We start from the raw sequence: 19,026 nt of genomic DNA, 5'->3' as shown, positions 1-19,026 counted from the left end.
GGTACGCCCCCCGCCCCGGCAGCCTCCGCCGCCTGTCCGCCACCACGCCGCCCTGGGGACCTACCACGAACCGGGTGAGTTCCGCCTGTGACTTGCGCGAACCGCACCCGACGCAGGTCCTGACCGGACCTGACGCCGTGATTTCCATGGGATGTGTCCCCAGCCGTTTCGTTGCGCGGCCCATCCGCCTACCCCCGTCGTTACGGTGCCTTGGCCGCTTCCGCGCCCTCCGAGCCGCCGGCCGACGCCAGCAGCCCCCGCTCCGCGTTCAGCTCCGCGCGCAGCTTGGCCTCTTCCACCAGGTAGTTCTCCGCCGCGCTCTTCAGCTGGCGCGCCTTCTTGATGCCCACCCCTGGCACATCCCCCAGGCGGGTGAGGTCCTTCTCGTTCGCGATGTCCTCCACCGTGCGGTAACCGGCGAGGATGAGCTGTTCGATGGTCTTCTCGCCGACGCCGCGCACGCGCGCCATGCGCTCCGGCTGGGACAGCTCGTCCGGGTGGCGGCGGGCCTCGGCCAGGCGGGCCTGCTCGCGCTCGTAGTCCATGCGCGACAGCTCCTGCTGGTCCTCCACCATGCGCTTGCGGGCCTCTTCCTGCATGGCGTTGATGCGGGTGGGGTCGATGCCGGGGATCTGCGCCAGCACCTCCGCGTTCGCGTCCGCCACGTCGCGCGCCTGACGGAAGCCGTGCGCGTAGAGCGTCTCCACCAGCATCTCGTTGACACCCGGCAGGGCGCCCAGCGAGCGGCTGGCGAACTCGCGCATCTCCCGCACGCGGCTCTCGCTGTTGATGTCCAGCTTCCAGCCGGTCAGCTGGGCGGCGAGGCGCACGTTCTGCCCGCGACGTCCGATGGCCAGCGACAGCTGGTCGTCCGGGACGATGAGCTCCATGGCGTGGTTGGCCTCGTCGATGATGACGCGGCTGACCTCCGCGGGGGCCAGGGCCGAGCACACGAAGCGCGCCGGGTCCTCGTCGTAGGGGACGATGTCGATCTTCTCCCCGCGCAGCTCCTGCACCACCGCCTGCACGCGGCTGCCCTTCATGCCCACGCACGCGCCCACCGGATCCACGTCCGAGTCGCGGCTGGACACGGCGATCTTCGCGCGGCCACCGGGCTCACGCGCCGCCGCCTCGATGACGACGATGCCTTCGGCGATTTCCGGCACCTCCATCTCGAAGAGCTTGGTGAGCAGGTTCACGGACGCGCGCGACAACACAATCTGCGGGCCCTTGGACTCGCGCAGCACGTCCAGCACGTAGGCCTGGACGCGGTCGCCGGGGCGGTAGGTCTCACGGGGGACCTGCTCGCGCACGGGAAGGACGGCTTCCGCGCGGCCCAGGTCCACCACGATGTTGCCGCGCTCGAACCGGCGGGCGATGCCGGTGACGATCTCGTTCTTGCGGTCCTTGTACTCGTTGAAGACGTTCTCGCGCTCGGCGTCGCGGGTGCGCTGCAGGATGACCTGCTTGGCCGTCTGCGCCGCGATGCGGCCGAAGCCGCGGCGGAAGGTCTTCAGGCGGAGGATGTCGCCGTACTGGTCGTCCTGGGCCTTGGCCTCGGCGGCGTCCTCGTCCCGGTAGAAGATCTGGAAGACGAGCTCGTCACCGGGCTCCACTTCCATGCCCTTCTTGTGGGCCTCGTCCATGGTGATCTGGTTCACGGCCTGGACGGGGTCGGTGATCTCCGCGACCACGGTGATGGCCTGGAAGAGCTCCACCACGCCCTTGTCCGGGTCGTACTTGGCCTCCAGGTTGCGGTCCTGGCCAAAGTGCTTCTTGGCCGCGGTGTTCATCGCGTCCTCGAGGGTGGCAATGAGCACGGCCCGTTCGATGCCCTTGTCCTTGGCGACCTGGTCCAGGACGAGGTTGAGGTTGACGGCCGGGTTGGCGGGCGTGGGCATGGCGTTGTCTTCTCCGAAAATGGGTCCACGGGCGGCCCTGGCGCGAACAGGGTCCCCTGTATGTCGACGTCTAGAACTCGAACTCCAGATGGGCCTTGGCGATGTCCTTGAAGGGGATGATGAAGGCACCGCCCCCTTCCACGTCCACGGAGATGGCGTCGGCCGCCACTCCGATGAGCGTGCCGCTGAAGTTCTTCCGCGGCGGGTCACCCAGCGGGCCGAAGGTCTTCACCTTGACCTTCTGCCCCTTCACCCGTTCGAAGTGCGCCGGCTTCTTCAAGGGCCGGTTCACCCCGGGGCTGGAGACCTCCAGGTTGTATTCCTGGGGGATGAAGTCCTCCACGTCGAGCGACGGGTCCACCGCGCGCGACACCTGGGAGCACTCGTCCAGTCCCACCCGGCCACCGGGCTTGTCGATGAACAGCCGCAACACCCAGCCCTCGCGCTCGCGGACGTACTCCACGTCCAGGAGCTCCAGGCCTTCGTTCGCCACGATGGGATCCAGCAGCGCCGCTGCCTTCTCCTCCACCGTCTGTTTGATGTTCTTCGACTCCATGGCCAGGAAACAGGTCTCCAAAAACGCGAAAAGCGGGCACGGCGGCCCACTTTTCGAATGTGATGCGTCGAAAAATGTCGGGGCGTCCCGTAACACACGCCCCCTCGGGGTGTAAAGGAAGGACACACCCCGAGGCGCCGGGTCAACGCCCCCCGGGACTGAAGGATTCCCAGGGGTTCCGGTGACGCCGGTGACGTTATAACGCGCCCATGCACCTCATCGCCGCCGCCCAGATGGTGTCCACCGCGGACAAGGCCCACAACCTGGATGTGGCCACGCGCCTCGTGCGCCAGGCCGCCTCCCTGGGAGCCCACCTGGTGGGCCTGCCGGAGAACTTCTCCTGGATGGGCCCGGAGCCCGAGCGCCCCTCCGCCGCGGAAGGCCTGGACGGCCCCACCCTGAGCCGGATGGCGGAGCTGGCCCGGGGCACGAAGATGACCCTCCTGGCCGGCTCCATCCTGGAGGAGGGAGCGCCCGGCGGACGGCTCTACAACACCAGCGTCCTGTTCGGCCCGGACGGCGCCCGGCTGGCCGTGTACCGGAAGATGCACCTGTTCGACGTGGACGTCGGGGACGGGGCCACCTACCAGGAGTCCGCGGCGGTGGCGCCGGGGACGGAGGTGGTGGCGGCGGACACGGCGGTGGGCCGGCTGGGCATGAGCGTCTGCTACGACCTGCGCTTCCCGGAGCTGTACCGGCGGCTGTCGAAGGACGGGGCGACGCTGCTCGCGGTGCCGGCGGCGTTCACGATGATGACCGGCAAGGACCACTGGGAGGTGCTGCTGCGCGCCCGGGCCATCGAGAACCAGGCGTACGTGCTGGCGCCTGCCCAGGGCGGGCGGCACTCCGCGCAGCGGCTGACGTACGGCCACGCGATGGTGGTGGACCCGTGGGGGCTGGTGACGGCGCGGGCCTCCGAAGGCGAAGGCCTGGCGGTGGCGCCGGTGGATCCGGAGCTCCAGGCACGCATCCGGCGGAATTTGCCGTGCCTGGCGCACAGGCGGCTGGACTAGGCAGGCGCCCGTGAACAGAGGGGGCCGGGAGGCCCTTCCGCCGCGGCTTTTCCGGTTAGAGTGGGCGGCAGGAAGACCCCTCTGGTGAATGGACGACGCTGGCCTCCCCTGCTTTTCGCGGTCGCACTCATGGCCCTTCCTCCCGGCTGTACCGCCGACGAGAAGCCCCGTGGGCCCACCGAGGCGCCCCTGCCTCCGCCCGTCGCGCGCGCGCACCTGCGGGAGCTGACGGGGGACGTGCAGATCAAACGCGCGGTGGCGGACGAGTGGAGTCCCGCGCGCGACGAGCTGCCCCTCTACGAGAACGACAAGGTCCGCACCGAGGCCGGGGCCAGCGCCCAGGTGGTGTTCGCCAACGGAAGCACCCTGCATCTGGGGGGCGATTCCCTGGTGGGCATCGCGGAAAGCAAGCTCCGGACGGATGTCACCGTCCTCCGGGGACGGGTGGACGCCACCCTGGAGAAGCCGGCCACCCAGTCGCTGTCCGTCACCACCCCATCCGCCACGGTTCGTGCGGGCAGGAAGATTGAATTCCAATGAAGGCCGCCCTCTGGCTCAGCGCGTGGATGGGGCTGTCCGTGGTGCCGTCAACCGCGCCGGCGGTGGGGCGCGAGCCTCCGGAAGGCGCCGCGGCGCCAGGGCCGCGCAAGGCGCCCGGCACGGAGCCGCAGACGGCGCTCAAGGCGCTGGAGATGTCGCGCGCGGCGGTGAAGGCCGCGCCGGACGATGCGCGCCGCCGTGAAGCCGAGGTCCGGCTCAAGGACGCGGAGACGCACTTCCAGGCCGCGCGGTACGCGGACGCATTGCATAAGGCGGACGAGGCGTGGGCGCTGCTCAACCCGCCCCAGCCGTCCAACTTCACGGTGGAGGTGGACCACGACGCCGGCACCACCACCGTCACCCACCGCCAGGGCCCGCCCGTCACCGTGGAGGCGCAGCACGCCACCCGCGTGCTGGCGAAGGGCGAGTCCGTGCGCGTGCAGCAGGGCACTGTATTGCCGGAGCCGCCCGGAGCGCCGCAGCTGGCGCAGCCCGCGGACAAGGCCCGCTTCACGCTGAAGCCGACGACCGGGAGCCTGCTGGCGCCGGTGACGCTGGCGTGGGCCTCCGTCACGGGCGCCACGCGGTACGAGGTGGAGGTCGTCGCGGAAGGCGTGGAAGCTGGAGCGGCGCCCGCGCCGGTGCGCTCCGTGCAGGCCGCGCGGCAATGGACGTTGCCGCCGCTGCCCGCGGGCCGTTATCGCTGGACGGTGACGGCGGTGAGTCCGGAGCAGGGGCGGTCCCTGCCTTCCCAGACACGGCGCTTCGAGCTGGCCGCGGAATCGCTCGAACTCAACGTCAAGGTGAAGGACGGCTGGCAGAAGTAGCCGCCGTTGCCGCGAGGAGCCACCGCCGTGCGACTGTTCAAAGCCATCCTCCTGCTGATGCTGGTGGTCAGCATCATCCCCACGGTGATGGTGGGCTGGTTGTCGGTGTCCCATACGCGCGAGCTGCTCATCCGCGACGCGCAGGAGCTGGCGCAGGAGCGCGTGAAGCAGCTGCGGCTCAAGGCGGAGAGCTTCCTGGAGGACCCCACGGAGATGGTGGTGGGGCTGTCCAGCGTGCCGGGTGGCTTCTTCACCCTGTCGCGCGACACGCAGCGGCTGCACATCGCGTCGGTGCTCAACCAGCGCCCGGAGGTGCTGGCGCTCACCGTGTTCGGCGCGGACCGGCAGCGGCTGCCGGGCCTGCAGGCCTTCGCGGTGCACGACATGGCGCCCAGCGCGGTGGCGGAGCACGAGGAGCGCGCGCGGGCCCTGCTCGATGAAGGGCTCACCGGGGTGCGCTACTCGGATGTGGTGGCCTCCCAGGGCGGTGGAGGCGGCGGACCGGTGGTGACGCTGGCCTTCCCCGTGGGCGACCCGGTGCAGGGCTACATGGCCGCGGACCTGACGCTCGCGGGCCTCCGGCAGATGCTGGCGCAGGAGCGCGTGGGCAGCACGGGGTTCGCGTACCTGGCGGACCGGCACGGGCGCTTGATTACCGGCGGCGGAGACCTGGGCGCGGTGGGCGACGACGTGTCGAAGCGGCTGCCCCTGGCGCACCTGCTCAAGCAGCGCGAGGGCACGCCCGACACGGAGCTGTTCCACGTGGGCAACTTCGGCGAGGGGCGCGACGCGGTGGTGTCCGCATATTCGGTGCTGCCGGAGGCGGGCTGGGCCATCGTGTCCGAGCAGCCGGTGGAGCACGCCTACCGCCAGGTGGAGACCATGGAGCGGCGCATCCTCCTGGGCCTGGGCGGCGCCATCCTGGTGGCGCTGGTGCTGGCGGCCATCTTCTCCCGCAACCTCACGCAGCCCCTGAAGACGTTCATCGCGACGTCGCTGGAGCTGGCGCGCGGCAAGTTCGGCGTGGAGGTGCACCTCAAGCAGAAGAACGAGCTGGGAGAGCTGGCCCAGACGTTCAACTACATGAGCAAGCAGCTCATGGCGTACGACATGGAGACGCGAGGCCTCTACGAGAGCCTGGAGAAGGGCTACCTGGAGACCATCGTCGCGCTGGCCAACTCCATCGACTCCAAGGACGCGTACACGCGCGGCCACAGCCAGCGGGTGGGCGACGTGGCGGTGGAGATTGGCAGGGAGCTGAAGCTCACCGAGCGCGAGCTGCGGCAGCTGCAGTACGGCGGCATCCTCCACGACATCGGGAAGATTGGCATCGCGGAGAACATCCTCTGCAAGCAGTCGCGGCTCACCGACCAGGAGATGGCCCTGATGCGTGAGCACCCGGCCATTGGCGACGCCATCATCGGGCCCGTCACCTTCCTGGGCCCGGTGCGCGCGTGCGTGCGCCACCACCACGAGCGCTGGGACGGCACGGGCTACCCGGACAAGCTGAAGGGCGAGTCCATCCCGCTGCTCGCGCGCATCGTGGCGTGCGCGGACACCTTCGATGCGTGCACCTCCACGCGCCCCTACCAGAAGGCCATGCCGCTGGAGAAGGCGATGGAGATTTTGGACAACCTGAGCGGCGCGCAGCTGGACCCCAAGGTGGTGCTGGCCCTGCGCGCGGTGCTGGCCCAGCGGGGCGTGCGGCTGGAAGGCCACCGGCAGCCGGTCAAGCTGGCTTCCTGAAGCTTCGCCTCCGGGCCCTTTCGCTTTCGCGGCACGTCCCCCACCCCGCCGGAAGGATGGTAGGGAGGGGGCTGCTGCCCCAAGCTTCGGAAGGTGGACCGGTGAGCAATTTCTGGGATCGCATCAAGCCCGCGCCCAAGCCCGTCAGCGCGACGGATGCGAAGCTGTCCGCGGACGGCGAGTCGCTGACGCTGACGTGGGACGACGGCGCGACGACGACCGCCACCGCGCAGGTGCTGCGCCAGCAGTGCCCGTGCGCCGCGTGCGTGGACGAGTGGACGGCGAAGCGCACGCTGGACCCCTCGCAGGTGCCCGCGAACCTGCGCGTGCTCCAGATGCAGCCCGTGGGCAACTACGCGCTCGCGTTCCTCTTCAGCGACCAGCACAACACGGGCATCTACCCGTGGAAGCACCTGCGCGAGATCACCCAGTCGCAGGGGTGAGCCTCACCACCGCGTCTTTCCGGAGGTCCTCGTGACGTCGCGCTATCGGCTGCTGCAACCGCTGGCCACGGGAGGCATGGCGGAGCTGTTCCTGGGAGTGGCGAAGGGCGCGGAGGGCTTCGAGCGCACCGTGGCCATCAAGCGCGTGCTGCCGCACCTGGCGCGCGAGCCGGACATCTCGAGCATGTTCGTCTCCGAGGCGCGGCTGGCCATGCTGCTGCAGCACCAGAACATCGTCACCGTGCACGACGTGGGGGAGAGCTCCGAGGGGCTCTTCCTGGTGATGGAGCTGGTGGACGGCTGGGACCTGGGCGCACTGATGCGGGCGGTGACGCGCCAGGGGCTGCGGATTCCACCGCACCTGGCGGTGTTCATCGCGAGCCAGGCCCAGGCGGGATTGCAGCACGCGTACCGGCGCCAGCTCGGCGGACAGGTGTTGATGACGGCGCACCGGGACGTGTCACCGTCCAACCTGCTGGTGTCGCGCGAAGGCGAGGTGAAGGTCTCGGACTTCGGCATCGCGCGGCTGACGGGCCTGTCACGCACGGAGCCTGGGGCCTTCAAGGGCAAGGTGCCCTACGCGGCGCCGGAGGTCCTCCGCGGTGAGCCGGCCACGGCGCTGAGCGACCAGTTCTCGCTGGGCACCCTGTTGGCGGAGATGCTCGCGGGGCAGCACCCGTTCGGTGGATCCGCGGATCCGATGGCGGTGGCGTACTCCATCCTCAACCGCGCGCCCGCGTCGCTGCCGGACGTTCCTGCGTCGCTGGCCACGCTGGTGCTGCGCATGCTGTCGCGCGACCCCGCGGCCCGCTTCCCGGAGCCGGAGGACGTGTCGGAGGCGCTCACGCGCTGGCTCGCGCAGACGGGAGAGCCCGCGTCGTCGCACGCACTGGCGACCTTCCTGCGCGGCGTCCAGCTGCCCCTGTCCGTGGGGGAAGTGGCCCGGGCCGCCCTGGCGGAGGCCCCGGCCTCGACGTCCACGTCGTTCGTGATGTCCGCCGCGCCGCGGGAGGGCGTGGACCCGGGACGGATTCCGTCCGCGTCCGGTGCCGCCTCGGTCACCATGGCCTATGGCGGTAGGGCGGGTGCGTCCCCGGGTGCGATGGCGTCCGCGCGTGGCGAGCCCGCCGCATGGAAGGCGCCTCCGGCGGCCGTTCCCGTGGGAGCGGAGGAAGAGGAGCCGTGGAGCCCTCCTGTGGGAGGCGTCTCGCTCTCCACCTCCGGCGAGGTGGTCCACACCTGTGCCCTGTGCGGCTCCGCGCTGGAGTCCCCTGAGTCGCCCTGCGAGTCCTGCACGCGTGGGCCCTCCGCGAGTGCGGCACCAGTGGATGCAGCGACGGCCTCCGAGGCTCCAGGGCAGAGGAGCGCGACGGGACGCAATGCCGCCAGTGCCCCTTCGGGCGCTCCTGCCAGGCCCGGCGGCGCCGAGCCCATGGCCGCGCGAGCCGCGTCCACGCGGCCTCAGACGAATGCGCCCGTGTCAGCGCCAGCCTCCACCGCGAGAGTCCAGGGGAGTGCGCCCGCGTCAGCGACAGCCTCCACCGCGCGAGCCCAGGAGCGTGCGCCCGCGTCGGCAGCGTCCTCCGCTTCCTCGCGGCCTCAGGCGAATGCGCCGGCAGCGTCCTCCGCTTCCTCGCGGCCTCATGCGAATGAGCCCGCGATGGCCACGCAGTCCATCTCGGACGTGGACGAGTCGGAGCGGATGAACCGGCCCAACATCCGGCAGGCGGCCCAGGGAGACCTGGAGTTGGAGGAGCGCGCGCCGCGTCCGGAGGGCACGACGTATGAGTTCGAGCCCGTGGCGGCTCCCCGCCCCCGCAGGCGCTGGGGACTGGCGGTGGCGCTGTTCGGCATCGCGGCGGTGCTGGCGGCGGGCGCGCTGTACCTGTGGCCCCGCTACGAGGCCCAGGTGCTGCACGCGCTGGGGGCTCCGACGGCGCTCCTGTCCATCCGCAGCGAGCCCTCCGGCGCCACCGTCCTGGTGGACGGCGTGGAGGTGGGCGTGACGCCGCTGGCGATGGACAACACCTATCCCTCGCGCTCCGTCACCGTGCAGCTCAAGCTCCGGGGCTACCGCGCCTGGACGGGCTCGTTCATGGGTGGCCGCAAGGCGGACGTGGAGGCGGAACTCCGGCGCTGAAGCAGCACCGGAGCTGAGGGCGGCCGGACTACTTCACCAGCCGCAGATGGCCACGGCGCGGCGGCTGCGGCTCTTCCGGGGGCCCACCCTCGGGCGGCGGCGGCGAGGCCACCTCCGGACGCGACTCCGGCTCGTCGGTGCGCTCGGCCTGCACTTCACGCAGGAAGGCGCGGGGCCTTTCGGCGGCGACGGGCATGGGCACGGGCGTGGGCGGCGGCGGACGCGCGACGGAGGCCGACGCCACGGGGGGCTGCTGGAGCAGCTCCGGCGGCATCTCCTCCGGGTACATCCAGAACTCCTTCGTCACGTGGCTGGCGATGGCGAACAGCGCCGACCAGGGCACCGCCACCGTGAAGCGCGAACCGGAGAAGCTCAGCGTGGAGCGCACGCCCCACTCGCCCACCGTGAGGTCGGGTGGCTCGAAACGGTAGGAGAGGTTGAGGCGCAGGTGTGCTTCGCCTCGGAGGCTGGCGGGGACGAGCACGCCGGGGCGGCGCGCGTCCAGGTGGATCATCACCATCCCCTGATCCAGCGCGGCCAGCAGCCGCTCCTTCTTCTCGGAAACCTTCTTGTCCATTCCAGCCTGTCCGGCGGGGAATTGCGGGCGCGCCCTCAACGACGGCGCACTTCCCGGTCCATCTCCCGCTTCGTCTCCCGTTCCTTGATGTCGTGGCGGCGATCTTCGTGCGTCTTGCCGCGGCACAGGCCCAGCTCCACCTTGGCCCGCCCCTTCCTGAAGTACAGCACGAGCGGGATGATGGAGTAACCGCGCTCGCGAACCTTCGCCGTCCAGCGGTCGATCTCCGCCCGATGCATCAGCAGCTTCCGGCCCCGGGTGGGCAGGTGGTCGAAGACACTGGCCGCTTTGTAGGAGCCGATGTGGGCGTTGAGCAGGAACAGCTCCGTGCCCTTCTGGAGCGCGTAGGCGTCCGACAGGTTGGCCGTTCCTTCCCGCAACGACTTCACCTCGCTCCCCGTGAGCTCCAGCCCGGCCTCTATCTTCTCATCCACCGTGTAGTCGAAGCGCGCACGCCGGTTCTCGGCAATGAGCTTCACCCCCGGCTCCGCACCCACACCCTTCGACTTTCCAGCGGCCATAACGTGTCCCGGGTCTCTAACCGGCCAGCGGCATGTTGTCGATGAGCCGCGTGGTGCCCGAGAAGGCCGCCACCAGCATGCGTGCCGTCTGTCCGGGCGCCACTGCCGCCAGGGGTGAAAGCGTCCCGGCGTCCCGTACCTCCACGTAGTCCTCCCGGAGGTCCGCTGCCTGCAATTCACGGCGGGCGGCTTCTACCAGCGCTCCTGTGTCCCGGGTGCCGGAGGCAAGCAGGGCCTGGGCCGCCCGCATGCCCTTCGACAGGGCGAGTGCCCGGCGGCGTTCATCCGCGGACAGATATGCGTTCCGGCTGCTCATGGCCAGCCCGTCCGCCTCACGGATGGTGGGCATGCCCACGATGTCCGCGCCCAGGTGCAGGTCGCGGTTGAGCGTCTTGATGACCTGGAGCTGCTGGTAGTCCTTCTCCCCGAACAGCGCCACGGCCGGGCGGAACAGCGCCAACAGCTGCGTGACGATGGTGGCGACGCCCCGGAAGTGGCCGGGACGCCGCTCGCCGCACAGCCCCTGGCTGACCTCCGTGACCTCCACGTAGGTCTGGTAGCCGGCGGGGTACATCGCCGCGGGCTCGGGCGCGAACACGGCCGTGACGCCCGCGCTCGCGCACTTGGCCAGGTCCCCCTCGAAGTCGCGCGGGTAGCGCGCCAGGTCCTCGCGGGGACCGAACTGCGTGGGGTTCACGAAGATGGAGGTGGCCACCACGTCCGCGCGCCGGCCGCCCTCCTTCATGAGAGAGACATGGCCCTCATGGAGGAAGCCCATGGTGGGCACGAGCGCCAGCGTCTTTCCCTCCTTCTGGAGGGACGCGACCCAGGCCTTCACTTCCGGAACGGTGCGCAGGACGTGGGGGGCCATGGCTAGACCGGAGCCCCGTAGATGCCGCCGACCTTCTCCGCGCCCTCGGCGGCGACGTCCGCGTCGGGGGCGACAGGCGTGGGCGTCACCAGACGGATGCCCTTGGTGGCCTTGAAGCTGTGGTCTTCATCCGGGAAGGTGCCCGCGCGCACTTCGGAGAAGTACGTGTTCGCGGCCTCCGTGATGTTCCCGTGCAGGTTGGCGAAGCGCTTCACGAACTTCGGCTTGAAGTCCGGGTTCATGCCCAGCAGGTCGTAGCAGACCAGCACCTGTCCATCACAGTGCTTGCCCGCGCCAATGCCGATGGTCGGGATCTTCAGGCTCTGGGTGATGGTGCGCGCCAGTTCCAGCGGCACGCCCTCCAGCACCAGCGCATAGGCGCCGGCGGCCTCCAGCGCGAGCGCGTCCTCCAGCATGCGGCGCGCGGCGTCCTCGTCGCGGCCCTGCACCACGTAGCCGCCCATCTTGTGCACCGATTGCGGCGTCAGCCCCAGGTGGCCCATGACGGGGATGCTGGCGCGGACGATGGCACGCACGGTGTCGGCGAACTCGGCGCCGCCCTCCAGCTTCACGCTGCCCACGTTGCCTTCAGCCACGAGCCGCCCGGCGTTGCGCACCGCCTCTTGCGGCGACACCTGGTAGCTCATGAACGGCAGGTCGCCCACCACGTGCGCCCGCTTCGCGCCGCGGCTCACGGCCGCCGAGTGGTAGACCATCTGGTCCATGGTGACGGGCAGCGTGGAGTCCTGGCCCTGGATGACCATGCCCAGCGAGTCACCGACCAGGAGCACGTCCGCGCCGCCCTCGTCGAGGATGCGCGCGAACGTCGCGTCGTACGCGGTGACCATGCAGATCTTCTGACCGGACTGCTTCAGGCGCTTCAGCGTGTGGATGGTGACCTTGTCCTTCACGGTTCACCTCCTGTGGCAAGACGGGTGGGACAGCCGCGTGGAACGGAAGGCCCCTCGCCGTCCCCAAGGGGATCGCCGGAGGCCGGGGTTCCACGCGGATGCACTCTAACGCCCTCGAAGGCCGCGTGGGGGGATCACCGCACGCCAGGCAGCCAGCCGGGCGGCGGCCGTCAGCCCCGGCGGGACTTGGGGGTGTAGTGCTGCACGCCGGACTTCGCGTTCTGGATGGCCAGCAGCAGGTCCTCGCGGTCCGCCTCGTTGTGCACGAAGTCGATGTCCGACGTGTTCACCACCAGCAACGGCGTGTCCGTGTAGTGCGCGAAGAAGTCGTTGTAGGCGTGCGTGAGCGACTCCAGGTAGCCCGCGTCGAACTTGCGCTCGAATTCACGGCCGCGCTTCTTGATGCGATGCAGCAGCACGTCCAGCTGGGCCTGGAGGTAGATGACCAGGTCGGGCTGCGGGACGCGGGGCCCCAGCGCCTCGAAGACGCGGTCGTAGAGGGCCAGCTCGTCCGAGGCCAACGTGAGGTTCGCGAAGATGCGGTCCTTCGCGAACAGGTAGTCGCTCACGGTGACGGCGCGGAACAGGTCCTGCTGGAAGAGCTCCTGCTGCTGGCGGAAGCGCGACAGCAGGAAGAACACCTGCGTCTGGAACGCGAACTTCTGCCGGTCCGCGTAGAAGCTGGAGAGGAAGGGGTTCTCCTCCACCACTTCGAGGATGCGGCGGCTGCCCAGGCGCTCCGTGAGGAGGTTGGTGAGGCTCGTCTTGCCCACGCCGATGGGGCCTTCGACGACGATGTAGCGGTGGTCCATCGGCCCGAGGCCTCCGCCCCCGGAATCAACGCATGCGAGACATGCGCGCGCGGGGGGCGGATAACACAACCATGCCCCCGTGCATCCGGCAATTTTCGCCGGGCCACCCGACCCTTGCGCCATCCGGGGTCATCCCCTACGGTGCCCGCGAACACGGACAGCGGAGCGACGGGCCACAGATGCGCGGCAGGCAGCGGGTGAAGACGGTGGTGGACCTGGTGGAGCCCACGGAAGTGGCGCCCGCCGCCCGTACGGCCACGGCCCCTCCCGCACCTCCGGTGGACGTGGATCCACTCTATGGCGTGGCCCTGCTCAAGACGGCCTTCGAACTGAAGCGCCGGCCGGACGGCACCGTGGACGAGGTGCTCAGCGGCGTGCTCGCGCGCCTGCGCATCGACGAGGACGAGTTCCGCGCGTTCCTCGCTCAGCAGGGTGGGCTCCTGGCCGCGCTGGGCCAGAAGCGCTGACCGTCGTCCCCTACTCCTCCGCGTCGTGGCCTACGGCTTCTTCCGGCGCGTCCGGGGGCGGCGGCGCCATGGCGGTGACGGGGCCCAGGGCGCGCTCGATGGCGGCGAACTCCTCCGGGGCGAGCGTCTCCGCGCGGCGGCCCGGGTCGATGCCCGCCGTCTTGAGCGCGGCCAGCATCACCTCCGGCGTCGCCAGGCCCTTGTCGGACTTGAGCGAGTTGATCAGCGTCTTGCGGCGCTGCGCGAAGCCGGCCTTCACCAGCCGCGTGAAGCGGGCCTCGTCCACCAGCGGCGCGCGGGGCTTCTTGAGCCGCGTGAGGCGCAGCACGGCGGAGTCCACCTTCGGGGGTGGATGGAAGCGCCACGCCTCCAGCGTGAGCACCTGCTCCACGTCGAAGTGCAGGCCGAGCAGCACCGTGAGCAGCCCGTAGTCGCGGTTGCCGGGCTCCGCGGCCAGCCGCACCACGACCTCCTTCTGGAGCGTGAAGACGGCGCGAGAGATGTGGGCGCGCTGCGCGAGCACCTGGAAGAGGATGGGGCTGGTGAGGTGGTACGGCAGGTTGCCCACGAGCGCGATGTCCGGCGCGCCTGCCACCTGGGCGAAGTCCACCGTGGCGGCGTTGCCGGGCACCACGCGCACGCCGGGGATGGCCTCCTTCTCCAGCACGGCCACCATGTCGCGGTCGCGCTCCACGGCTGTGACCTGCGCGCCGGTGGCGGCGAGGAAGCGCGTGAGGTGGCCCAGGCCCGGGCCCAGCTCCACCACGGGTTCGCCCTCGCGCAACACGAGCGCGTCCGCGATGGCCTGGAGCGCGTCCGGGTCTCCGAGGAAGTTCTGTCCCCAGCTGTGCTTGGCCCGCAGGCCGTGTCGCTTGAGGATTTCGCGCGGAGAATCCACTTGAGGCCCCTACTCCATGCGCCAGGCGGGGTCGGCCGCGAGGCGGAAATCACCGCGCAAGCCGCGGCGCCACGCTTCATACCCCGCGACGGCGATCATCGCGCCATTGTCCGTGCACAGTCGCACCGGCGGTAGGAACATGCGCAGGCCGCGCTCCTCCGCGCGCTGCTTGCACAGGGCCCGGAGCCGTGAATTCGCCGCCACGCCGCCGCACAGCACCAGCTGGTTGTGGCCCAGCTTCTTCGCCGCGGCGACGAGCTTCTTTGACAGCACGTCCGCCACCGCCTCCTGGAACGACGCGCACAGGTCGTGGAGGGCCTGGCCTTCCGGCACGCCGTGCTTCTGGACGTGGTGGAGCACCGACGTCTTCAGCCCGGAGAAGGACACGTCCAGGTTGTCGCCCGGCAGCGCGCGCGGGAAGCGGATGGCCTCCGGGTCACCCTTCTGCGCCAGCTCGTCGATGGGCTGCCCGCCCGGGTACGGCAGGCCGAGGATGCGCGCCGTCTTGTCGTAGGCCTCGCCCGCGGCGTCGTCGCGCGTGCGGCCGACGAGGCGGTAGTTCCCGTAGTCGCGCACCTCGTAGAGGCTGGTGTGGCCACCGGAGACGACGAGCCCCAGGAACGGCGGCGCGGGCGCGTCCTCCAGCAGCCGGATGGCCAGCAGGTGCCCTTCCAGGTGGTTGGCGCCCACGAAGGGCTTGCCCGTGGCGAGGCTCAGGCCCTTGGCCACCTGGAGCCCCACCAGCAGCGCGCCGATGAGGCCGGGGCCGGACGTGACGGCCAAGAGGTCGATGTCGTCGAGCGTCTTGTCCGCGCGGGTGAGGGCCTCGTGGACGACGGGCATCACCTGGACGATGTGGTTGCGGCTGGCCAGCTCCGGCACGACGCCGCCCCAGCGGCGGTGGATGTCCACCTGCGTGGAGACGACGTCCGACAGGACGCGCCGCCCGTCCTCCACGACGGCGGCGGCGGTTTCATCGCACGAGGTTTCGAGTCCCAGGACGAGCACGACGACTCCAGCAAGGACGGGGAGGCTGAAGCGGACAGGCCGCCTAGCTGCCCATCCCCTTGAGCAGTGCGCGCACCTCTTCCGCCGAACTTCCCGTCGGTTCGAGGAACAGATACCGCTTGTAGGCCTCGGCCGCTCGGGTTTGCTCACCGGAGAACTGGAGCGAGCTGCCCAGCCAGAACCAGGCCTTCGCGTTCTTCGGCTCCGCCTTGACGACGTCCTGGAGCAGCTTGGCCGCTTCGCGGTAGCCGGATTCGCTGGTGCTGCTGTTGTTGGCCAGCGAGATGCCCAGGCCCGTCTTCGCCTCGATGGAGGCGCTGTCGAGCGCGAGCGCCTTGCGGTAGGCGCCGACGGCGGACTTGAAGCTCTTGCGGGCCATCGCCGCGCGGCCGTCCTTGATGAAGTCCGCGAAGGTGGCCTTCGCCTGCACCACGGGCGGCGTCGCGTCCGGGGGCGTCGTGGGCGTCGGTACGGCCGCGAGGCCCGCGTCGGGGACGGCGGCGGGCTCGGGCGTGGCCATCTTCACCGGCGGCGCGCCCGCGTCCTCCGGAGTGGTGGTGGCGGTCTTCGGCGGAGGGGCCCCCGCGTCGGTCTGCGCGTCCACGGTCTTCACGGGCGGCGGCGTGACCTCCGGCGGAGGCGTCGTCTCCGGCGGCTTGGGCGCCTCCACGGGCGGCGCGGGCTGCGTCACCTTCGGTTCGGGAGGCTTGGGCGTTTCGGAGCTGCCCGAGCCCTTGGAGATCACCAGCGCGGCCACGGCCGCGACCAGCACCAGACCACCCGCGACGTAGAGGCCCGTGCGCTTGGGCTTCATCGCGGCGATCATCGCCGCGTCGTCCTCGTCGTGCGCGGGCTTCGCGCTGGCGGGCTTCGCGGGAGGCGTGCTGGCCGGAGCGGTCGCGCTGTTCGTGGGCGCGGCGCTGGCCGGGGCCGTCGCGGTGCCGCTGGCGGCGTTCGCGGCCTGCGTGGAGGGCGCCGGGGCGCTCGCCGCGGGCTCGGAGGGCTCGGGCTCCGTGAAGTACGCCTCGGACGCGGGCACGTCGTGCGCGGGGGTGTCCACCGGCTCGATGGGGGCCGGCTGCGCATCGAAGGGCGTCGTCGCGGGGTACTCGACGTTGAGCGCCACGGGAGCGACCTGCGGCGGCACGATGCCGTGGCCCGGATACGGAGGCAGCGCGAGCTGCTGCGGCGGGGCCTCCTCCACCGGCACTTCGTCCTGGAGGGGCTCCCGCCCGCTGACCAGCGTCACCTCGGACGACGGAGGGGCCGGCGTGGGAGGCGGCACGTGCGCCAGCGGGCTGGGCGCGATGGCGGCGCCACCGAAGATGGGCGGACGCGAGGGCTGCGGATCCACGGGCGCCTGCGCGGGCGCGGCGGCGAACGGGCTGTGCGCGGCGGGGGCCGGCGCGCGGGACGAGGACGACCACGGTGAACCGGGGCCCCACGTGCTGGAGGCGCTCAGGCCCTCCGTGTCCACCCGGCTCCAGTCGAGCAGCAGGCTGCGCCGCGCATGATCCACCGCGCGGTGCGCCGGGGGCGGCTCCACGAGGAACGCCGACCCCTCCTGCGACAGCGGAGGAACCACGGGCTCCACGCCCTCCTGACCGAACGGCGGAGGACCGCCCTCGCCGGGACGGAGGCGCGGCGGGAAGATGATCACCTGCGCGGGCTGCGCGGAGACCGGCGCGGGCGCCACCTCCGCCACCGGCGTGACCTCCTCCATGGGCTCCGGCTGCGCGGGCGGGGCCTCGGGCTCCTCGTAGGGCGGGGCTTCCGCCACGGGCGCCACTTCCACCGGGGGCGCCGGCTCCTCGACGGGGGCCGGCACTTCCGCGGGCGCGGCCTCCTGCGCGGGCGCGACCTCCACGGGGATGGGCGGCGCGGCGTTCAGCCACTGCTCGATGCCCGGCTTGCTGCTCTGCACGGGCTCCAGCGGCGCGTTGCCCAGCTCGCGGATCAGCCCTTCGAAGTACAGCTTGCTGATGATGCCCAGCGCGGCCAGGTCCTCGAAGTCCGAGTCCTCCACCACGCGCGACAGCGCACGCTTGCCGTCGAACAGGCGCAACAGGCCGTTCACCTCATCGGGGATCTCCGACAGGCGGTCCGCCAGCTGGTGGTAGTCGATCTCGAAGACCGTCTCCAGCGGCGGGAGCTGCTCGAGCATCCGGCCCCACTCGTCCAGCCGGCGCATGCCCTCCATGAGGAGGCCCTGCGTGGAGACCTCGATGCGCTCGGTGCGGTCCAACGTGGTGAACTGCACGTCGAACTGGCCTTCGAACGTGTTGAGCAGGCGGTAGAAGGCGTTCTCGCCCTTGAGCCGGCCCAGCTCCGCGTCGATGACGCGGCCTTCCTTGAAGTAGACGACGCCGGTGCGCTCGCCCTGGATGGAGATGACGCCCGTCTTGCGGCCGATTTCAAAGGTCTGGACCAGGTCCACGACGCCCATGTCGGCGAGGCTTCCCGCGAAGCCACCCTTGGTCGTCTCGCGCTTCTCGATGCGTTCCTTCTCGGCCTTCTGAAGGATCATCTTCACGCGGGTGACGATCTCTTTGATGTAGATCGGCTTCGTCAGGTAGTCGTCACCCCCGAGTTCCAGGCCGCGCACCTTGAACTCGACCGACTTCTGGTTCGTCAGGAAGACGAAGGGGATGAACTTGAAGCGCTCGTCGGACTTGAGCGCCTTGCAGAGCTCGAAGCCGTCCATCTCCGGCATCTTGGTGTCCGCGAGCACGAGGTCCGGCGGACTGATCTGGACCTTCTCCAGCGCATCCTTGCCGTGGATCGCAGTCGTGACGGAGAAGCCCGCCTTCTTCAGGCTGACCTCCATCACGCGCAGACTCTTCGCGTCACCGTCGACGAGGAGCAGGTGCTGCTTGGCCACGTGGCATGCCTTTCAAAACGGGCGGGACGGCGGATCCAACGGACGCGCCCCGTGGGGGCAAGCATCGGGTCCGGTTTCCAGGTGTGTCAATGGGCGGGACTGTCCGGAAAACCGGCCGATTCCCTCCCTGGGGGACAGGCGAGTCAGCGGAAGAGACCCTTCTTGGGCGGGTTCTTCTTGCGCATGTCGATGAGCCGCAGCTCCTGGTTCGCCTCCAGGTGCTTGGGGTTCGAACGCACCGCGTCCCGGAAGTGCCGCTCCGCGCGGTCCATGTCCCCTTCCACGCGGGCGATGACGCCCAACTGGTAGTGGGCGCGATCACAGTTCGGGTCGGTGCGCACCGCATCCGCCATCCACTGTTTCGCGCGGGGCATGTCGGCCTTGCGGCTGGGGTCCATGTAGACGGCCCAGGCGCGCGCCGCGAGGTACAGGGGCTTGGGGTCCAGGGCGTGGGCGCGCTCGTAGTGTTCGCTGGCGGCGATGAAGTCGCGCTTGCGGAAGAAGACCTCGCCCATGCGGAAGAGGTCGTCCGCGTTGGTGTCCGCGCGGGCGGCGCCGGGGCTGCCGGGGCGGGCGCCGGGGCCCGCGATCGGGGCCTTGGGAGCGGCCTGCGCGCCCTGCTGGGCCAACTGGTAGTTCTTGCGGCGGGTGTCGTCGTGGAGGACTTCGTAGGCCTCGCGGATGGACTCGAAGACGGCGGTGATCTTCGGCGCCAGGTGGGGCAGCGACGGGGGCAGCCGGTCCGGGTGGAAGAGCTTGGCGAGGCTCAGGAAGGCGGCCTTCACCTGGTCGCGGGAGGCATCCTGCGGGACGCCCAGCGTGAAGAAGTGGTCCTTCTTCGTCTGGATGTCGGCGTAGCGCTGTTCAATCTGCTGCGCGAGCCGGCCCTCGTCGGGCTTGGGGCTGTCTCTTAT

Annotated in this window: 19 protein-coding genes; 7 read left to right on the top strand and 12 right to left on the bottom strand. The window is 70.5% G+C overall.

Going from position 1 to position 19,026, the window contains the following annotated elements; all coding sequences use genetic code 11:
* The 3 genes from D7X32_RS34770 to rimP all read right to left on the bottom strand — a co-directional run.
* A partial coding sequence (locus D7X32_RS34770; protein ID WP_244239346.1) for a YlxR family protein occupies nucleotides 1–148 on the bottom strand: 148 nt, incomplete at its 3' end.
* Nucleotides 149–200: 52 nt separating this feature from the next.
* Nucleotides 201–1,901: a transcription termination factor NusA gene (nusA, locus tag D7X32_RS34765; protein ID WP_120606873.1), complete on the bottom strand. Its 1,701-nt coding sequence runs from the start codon at nucleotides 1,899–1,901 to the stop codon at nucleotides 201–203.
* 70 nt (nucleotides 1,902–1,971) lie between these two features.
* Entirely contained in the window at nucleotides 1,972–2,457 is a 486-nt protein-coding gene (rimP, locus tag D7X32_RS34760) for a ribosome maturation factor RimP (RefSeq protein ID WP_120606872.1), read from the bottom strand.
* 209 nt (nucleotides 2,458–2,666) lie between these two features.
* Here rimP and D7X32_RS34755 point away from each other — a divergent pair, with 209 nt between their 5' ends.
* The 6 genes from D7X32_RS34755 (at nucleotide 2,667) to D7X32_RS34730 (ending at nucleotide 9,166) form a co-directional block, all read left to right on the top strand.
* The gene (locus D7X32_RS34755; RefSeq protein WP_120606871.1) at nucleotides 2,667–3,470 is read left to right on the top strand and encodes a carbon-nitrogen hydrolase family protein; all 804 of its coding nucleotides are present in this window, start codon (nucleotides 2,667–2,669) and stop codon (nucleotides 3,468–3,470) included.
* Nucleotides 3,471–3,599: 129 nt separating this feature from the next.
* Nucleotides 3,600–4,010 (top strand): FecR domain-containing protein, encoded by a 411-nt coding sequence (locus D7X32_RS34750; RefSeq protein ID WP_171448522.1) that lies wholly within the window; start codon nucleotides 3,600–3,602, stop codon nucleotides 4,008–4,010.
* Nucleotides 4,007–4,837 (top strand): peptidoglycan-binding protein LysM, encoded by an 831-nt coding sequence (locus D7X32_RS34745; protein WP_120606869.1) that lies wholly within the window; start codon nucleotides 4,007–4,009, stop codon nucleotides 4,835–4,837. Before D7X32_RS34750 ends, D7X32_RS34745 begins: the two co-directional genes overlap by 4 nt.
* A gap of 27 nt (nucleotides 4,838–4,864) precedes the next feature.
* Nucleotides 4,865–6,583 (top strand): HD domain-containing phosphohydrolase, encoded by a 1,719-nt coding sequence (locus D7X32_RS34740; RefSeq protein ID WP_120606868.1) that lies wholly within the window; start codon nucleotides 4,865–4,867, stop codon nucleotides 6,581–6,583.
* A 56-nt stretch (nucleotides 6,584–6,639) separates the two neighbouring features.
* Nucleotides 6,640–7,026, top strand: a complete 387-nt coding sequence (locus D7X32_RS34735; RefSeq protein ID WP_120606867.1) for a DUF971 domain-containing protein — start codon at nucleotides 6,640–6,642, stop codon at nucleotides 7,024–7,026.
* Nucleotides 7,027–7,057: 31 nt separating this feature from the next.
* A complete protein-coding gene (locus D7X32_RS34730; protein ID WP_120606866.1) occupies nucleotides 7,058–9,166 on the top strand; it encodes a serine/threonine-protein kinase in 2,109 nt (702 codons plus the stop codon).
* Between the two features lie 28 nt (nucleotides 9,167–9,194).
* On the opposite strand, the gene D7X32_RS34725 is transcribed toward D7X32_RS34730, so the two are convergent.
* From D7X32_RS34725 to D7X32_RS34705, 5 genes are all read right to left on the bottom strand, one after another.
* The gene (locus tag D7X32_RS34725) at nucleotides 9,195–9,743 is read right to left on the bottom strand and encodes a ClpXP protease specificity-enhancing factor SspB (protein ID WP_120606865.1); all 549 of its coding nucleotides are present in this window, start codon (nucleotides 9,741–9,743) and stop codon (nucleotides 9,195–9,197) included.
* 35 nt (nucleotides 9,744–9,778) lie between these two features.
* Nucleotides 9,779–10,264 carry an SsrA-binding protein SmpB gene (gene smpB / locus D7X32_RS34720; RefSeq protein WP_014398822.1) on the bottom strand — a complete coding sequence of 162 codons (486 nt, stop codon included), beginning with the start codon at nucleotides 10,262–10,264 and terminating at the stop codon, nucleotides 9,779–9,781.
* A 16-nt stretch (nucleotides 10,265–10,280) separates the two neighbouring features.
* Nucleotides 10,281–11,135: a pantoate--beta-alanine ligase gene (gene panC / locus D7X32_RS34715; RefSeq protein ID WP_120606864.1), complete on the bottom strand. Its 855-nt coding sequence runs from the start codon at nucleotides 11,133–11,135 to the stop codon at nucleotides 10,281–10,283.
* A 2-nt stretch (nucleotides 11,136–11,137) separates the two neighbouring features.
* Nucleotides 11,138–12,046, bottom strand: coding sequence for a 3-methyl-2-oxobutanoate hydroxymethyltransferase (gene panB / locus D7X32_RS34710; protein ID WP_120606863.1), 909 nt, complete (start codon nucleotides 12,044–12,046; stop codon nucleotides 11,138–11,140).
* A 170-nt stretch (nucleotides 12,047–12,216) separates the two neighbouring features.
* On the bottom strand, nucleotides 12,217–12,858 hold the full coding sequence (locus D7X32_RS34705; RefSeq protein WP_120606862.1) for a deoxynucleoside kinase: 642 nt from the start codon (nucleotides 12,856–12,858) through the stop codon (nucleotides 12,217–12,219).
* A 179-nt stretch (nucleotides 12,859–13,037) separates the two neighbouring features.
* Between D7X32_RS34705 and D7X32_RS34700 the strand changes: the two genes are divergently transcribed.
* A complete protein-coding gene (locus D7X32_RS34700; protein WP_120606861.1) occupies nucleotides 13,038–13,325 on the top strand; it encodes a hypothetical protein in 288 nt (95 codons plus the stop codon).
* A 10-nt stretch (nucleotides 13,326–13,335) separates the two neighbouring features.
* Here D7X32_RS34700 and rsmA read toward each other — a convergent pair whose 3' ends face one another.
* From rsmA to D7X32_RS34680, 4 genes are all read right to left on the bottom strand, one after another.
* Nucleotides 13,336–14,223, bottom strand: a complete 888-nt coding sequence (rsmA, locus tag D7X32_RS34695; protein ID WP_120606860.1) for a 16S rRNA (adenine(1518)-N(6)/adenine(1519)-N(6))-dimethyltransferase RsmA — start codon at nucleotides 14,221–14,223, stop codon at nucleotides 13,336–13,338.
* A 9-nt stretch (nucleotides 14,224–14,232) separates the two neighbouring features.
* Complete coding sequence (gene tsaD / locus D7X32_RS34690; RefSeq protein WP_120606859.1) at nucleotides 14,233–15,231, bottom strand: tRNA (adenosine(37)-N6)-threonylcarbamoyltransferase complex transferase subunit TsaD; 999 nt, start codon at nucleotides 15,229–15,231, stop codon at nucleotides 14,233–14,235.
* 43 nt (nucleotides 15,232–15,274) lie between these two features.
* A complete protein-coding gene (locus D7X32_RS34685; RefSeq protein ID WP_120606858.1) occupies nucleotides 15,275–18,112 on the bottom strand; it encodes a response regulator in 2,838 nt (945 codons plus the stop codon).
* 143 nt (nucleotides 18,113–18,255) lie between these two features.
* Nucleotides 18,256–19,026 (bottom strand): J domain-containing protein (locus D7X32_RS34680; protein WP_147450383.1); only part of this gene is annotated, 771 nt, incomplete at its 5' end.

This window comes from Corallococcus carmarthensis, from assembly GCF_003611695.1.
In the GTDB taxonomy this organism is placed as follows: Bacteria; Myxococcota; Myxococcia; order Myxococcales; family Myxococcaceae; genus Corallococcus; species Corallococcus carmarthensis.
The sequence above is the reverse complement of the archived record's forward strand: the minus strand, read 5'-3'. Positions and strand labels throughout refer to the sequence as shown.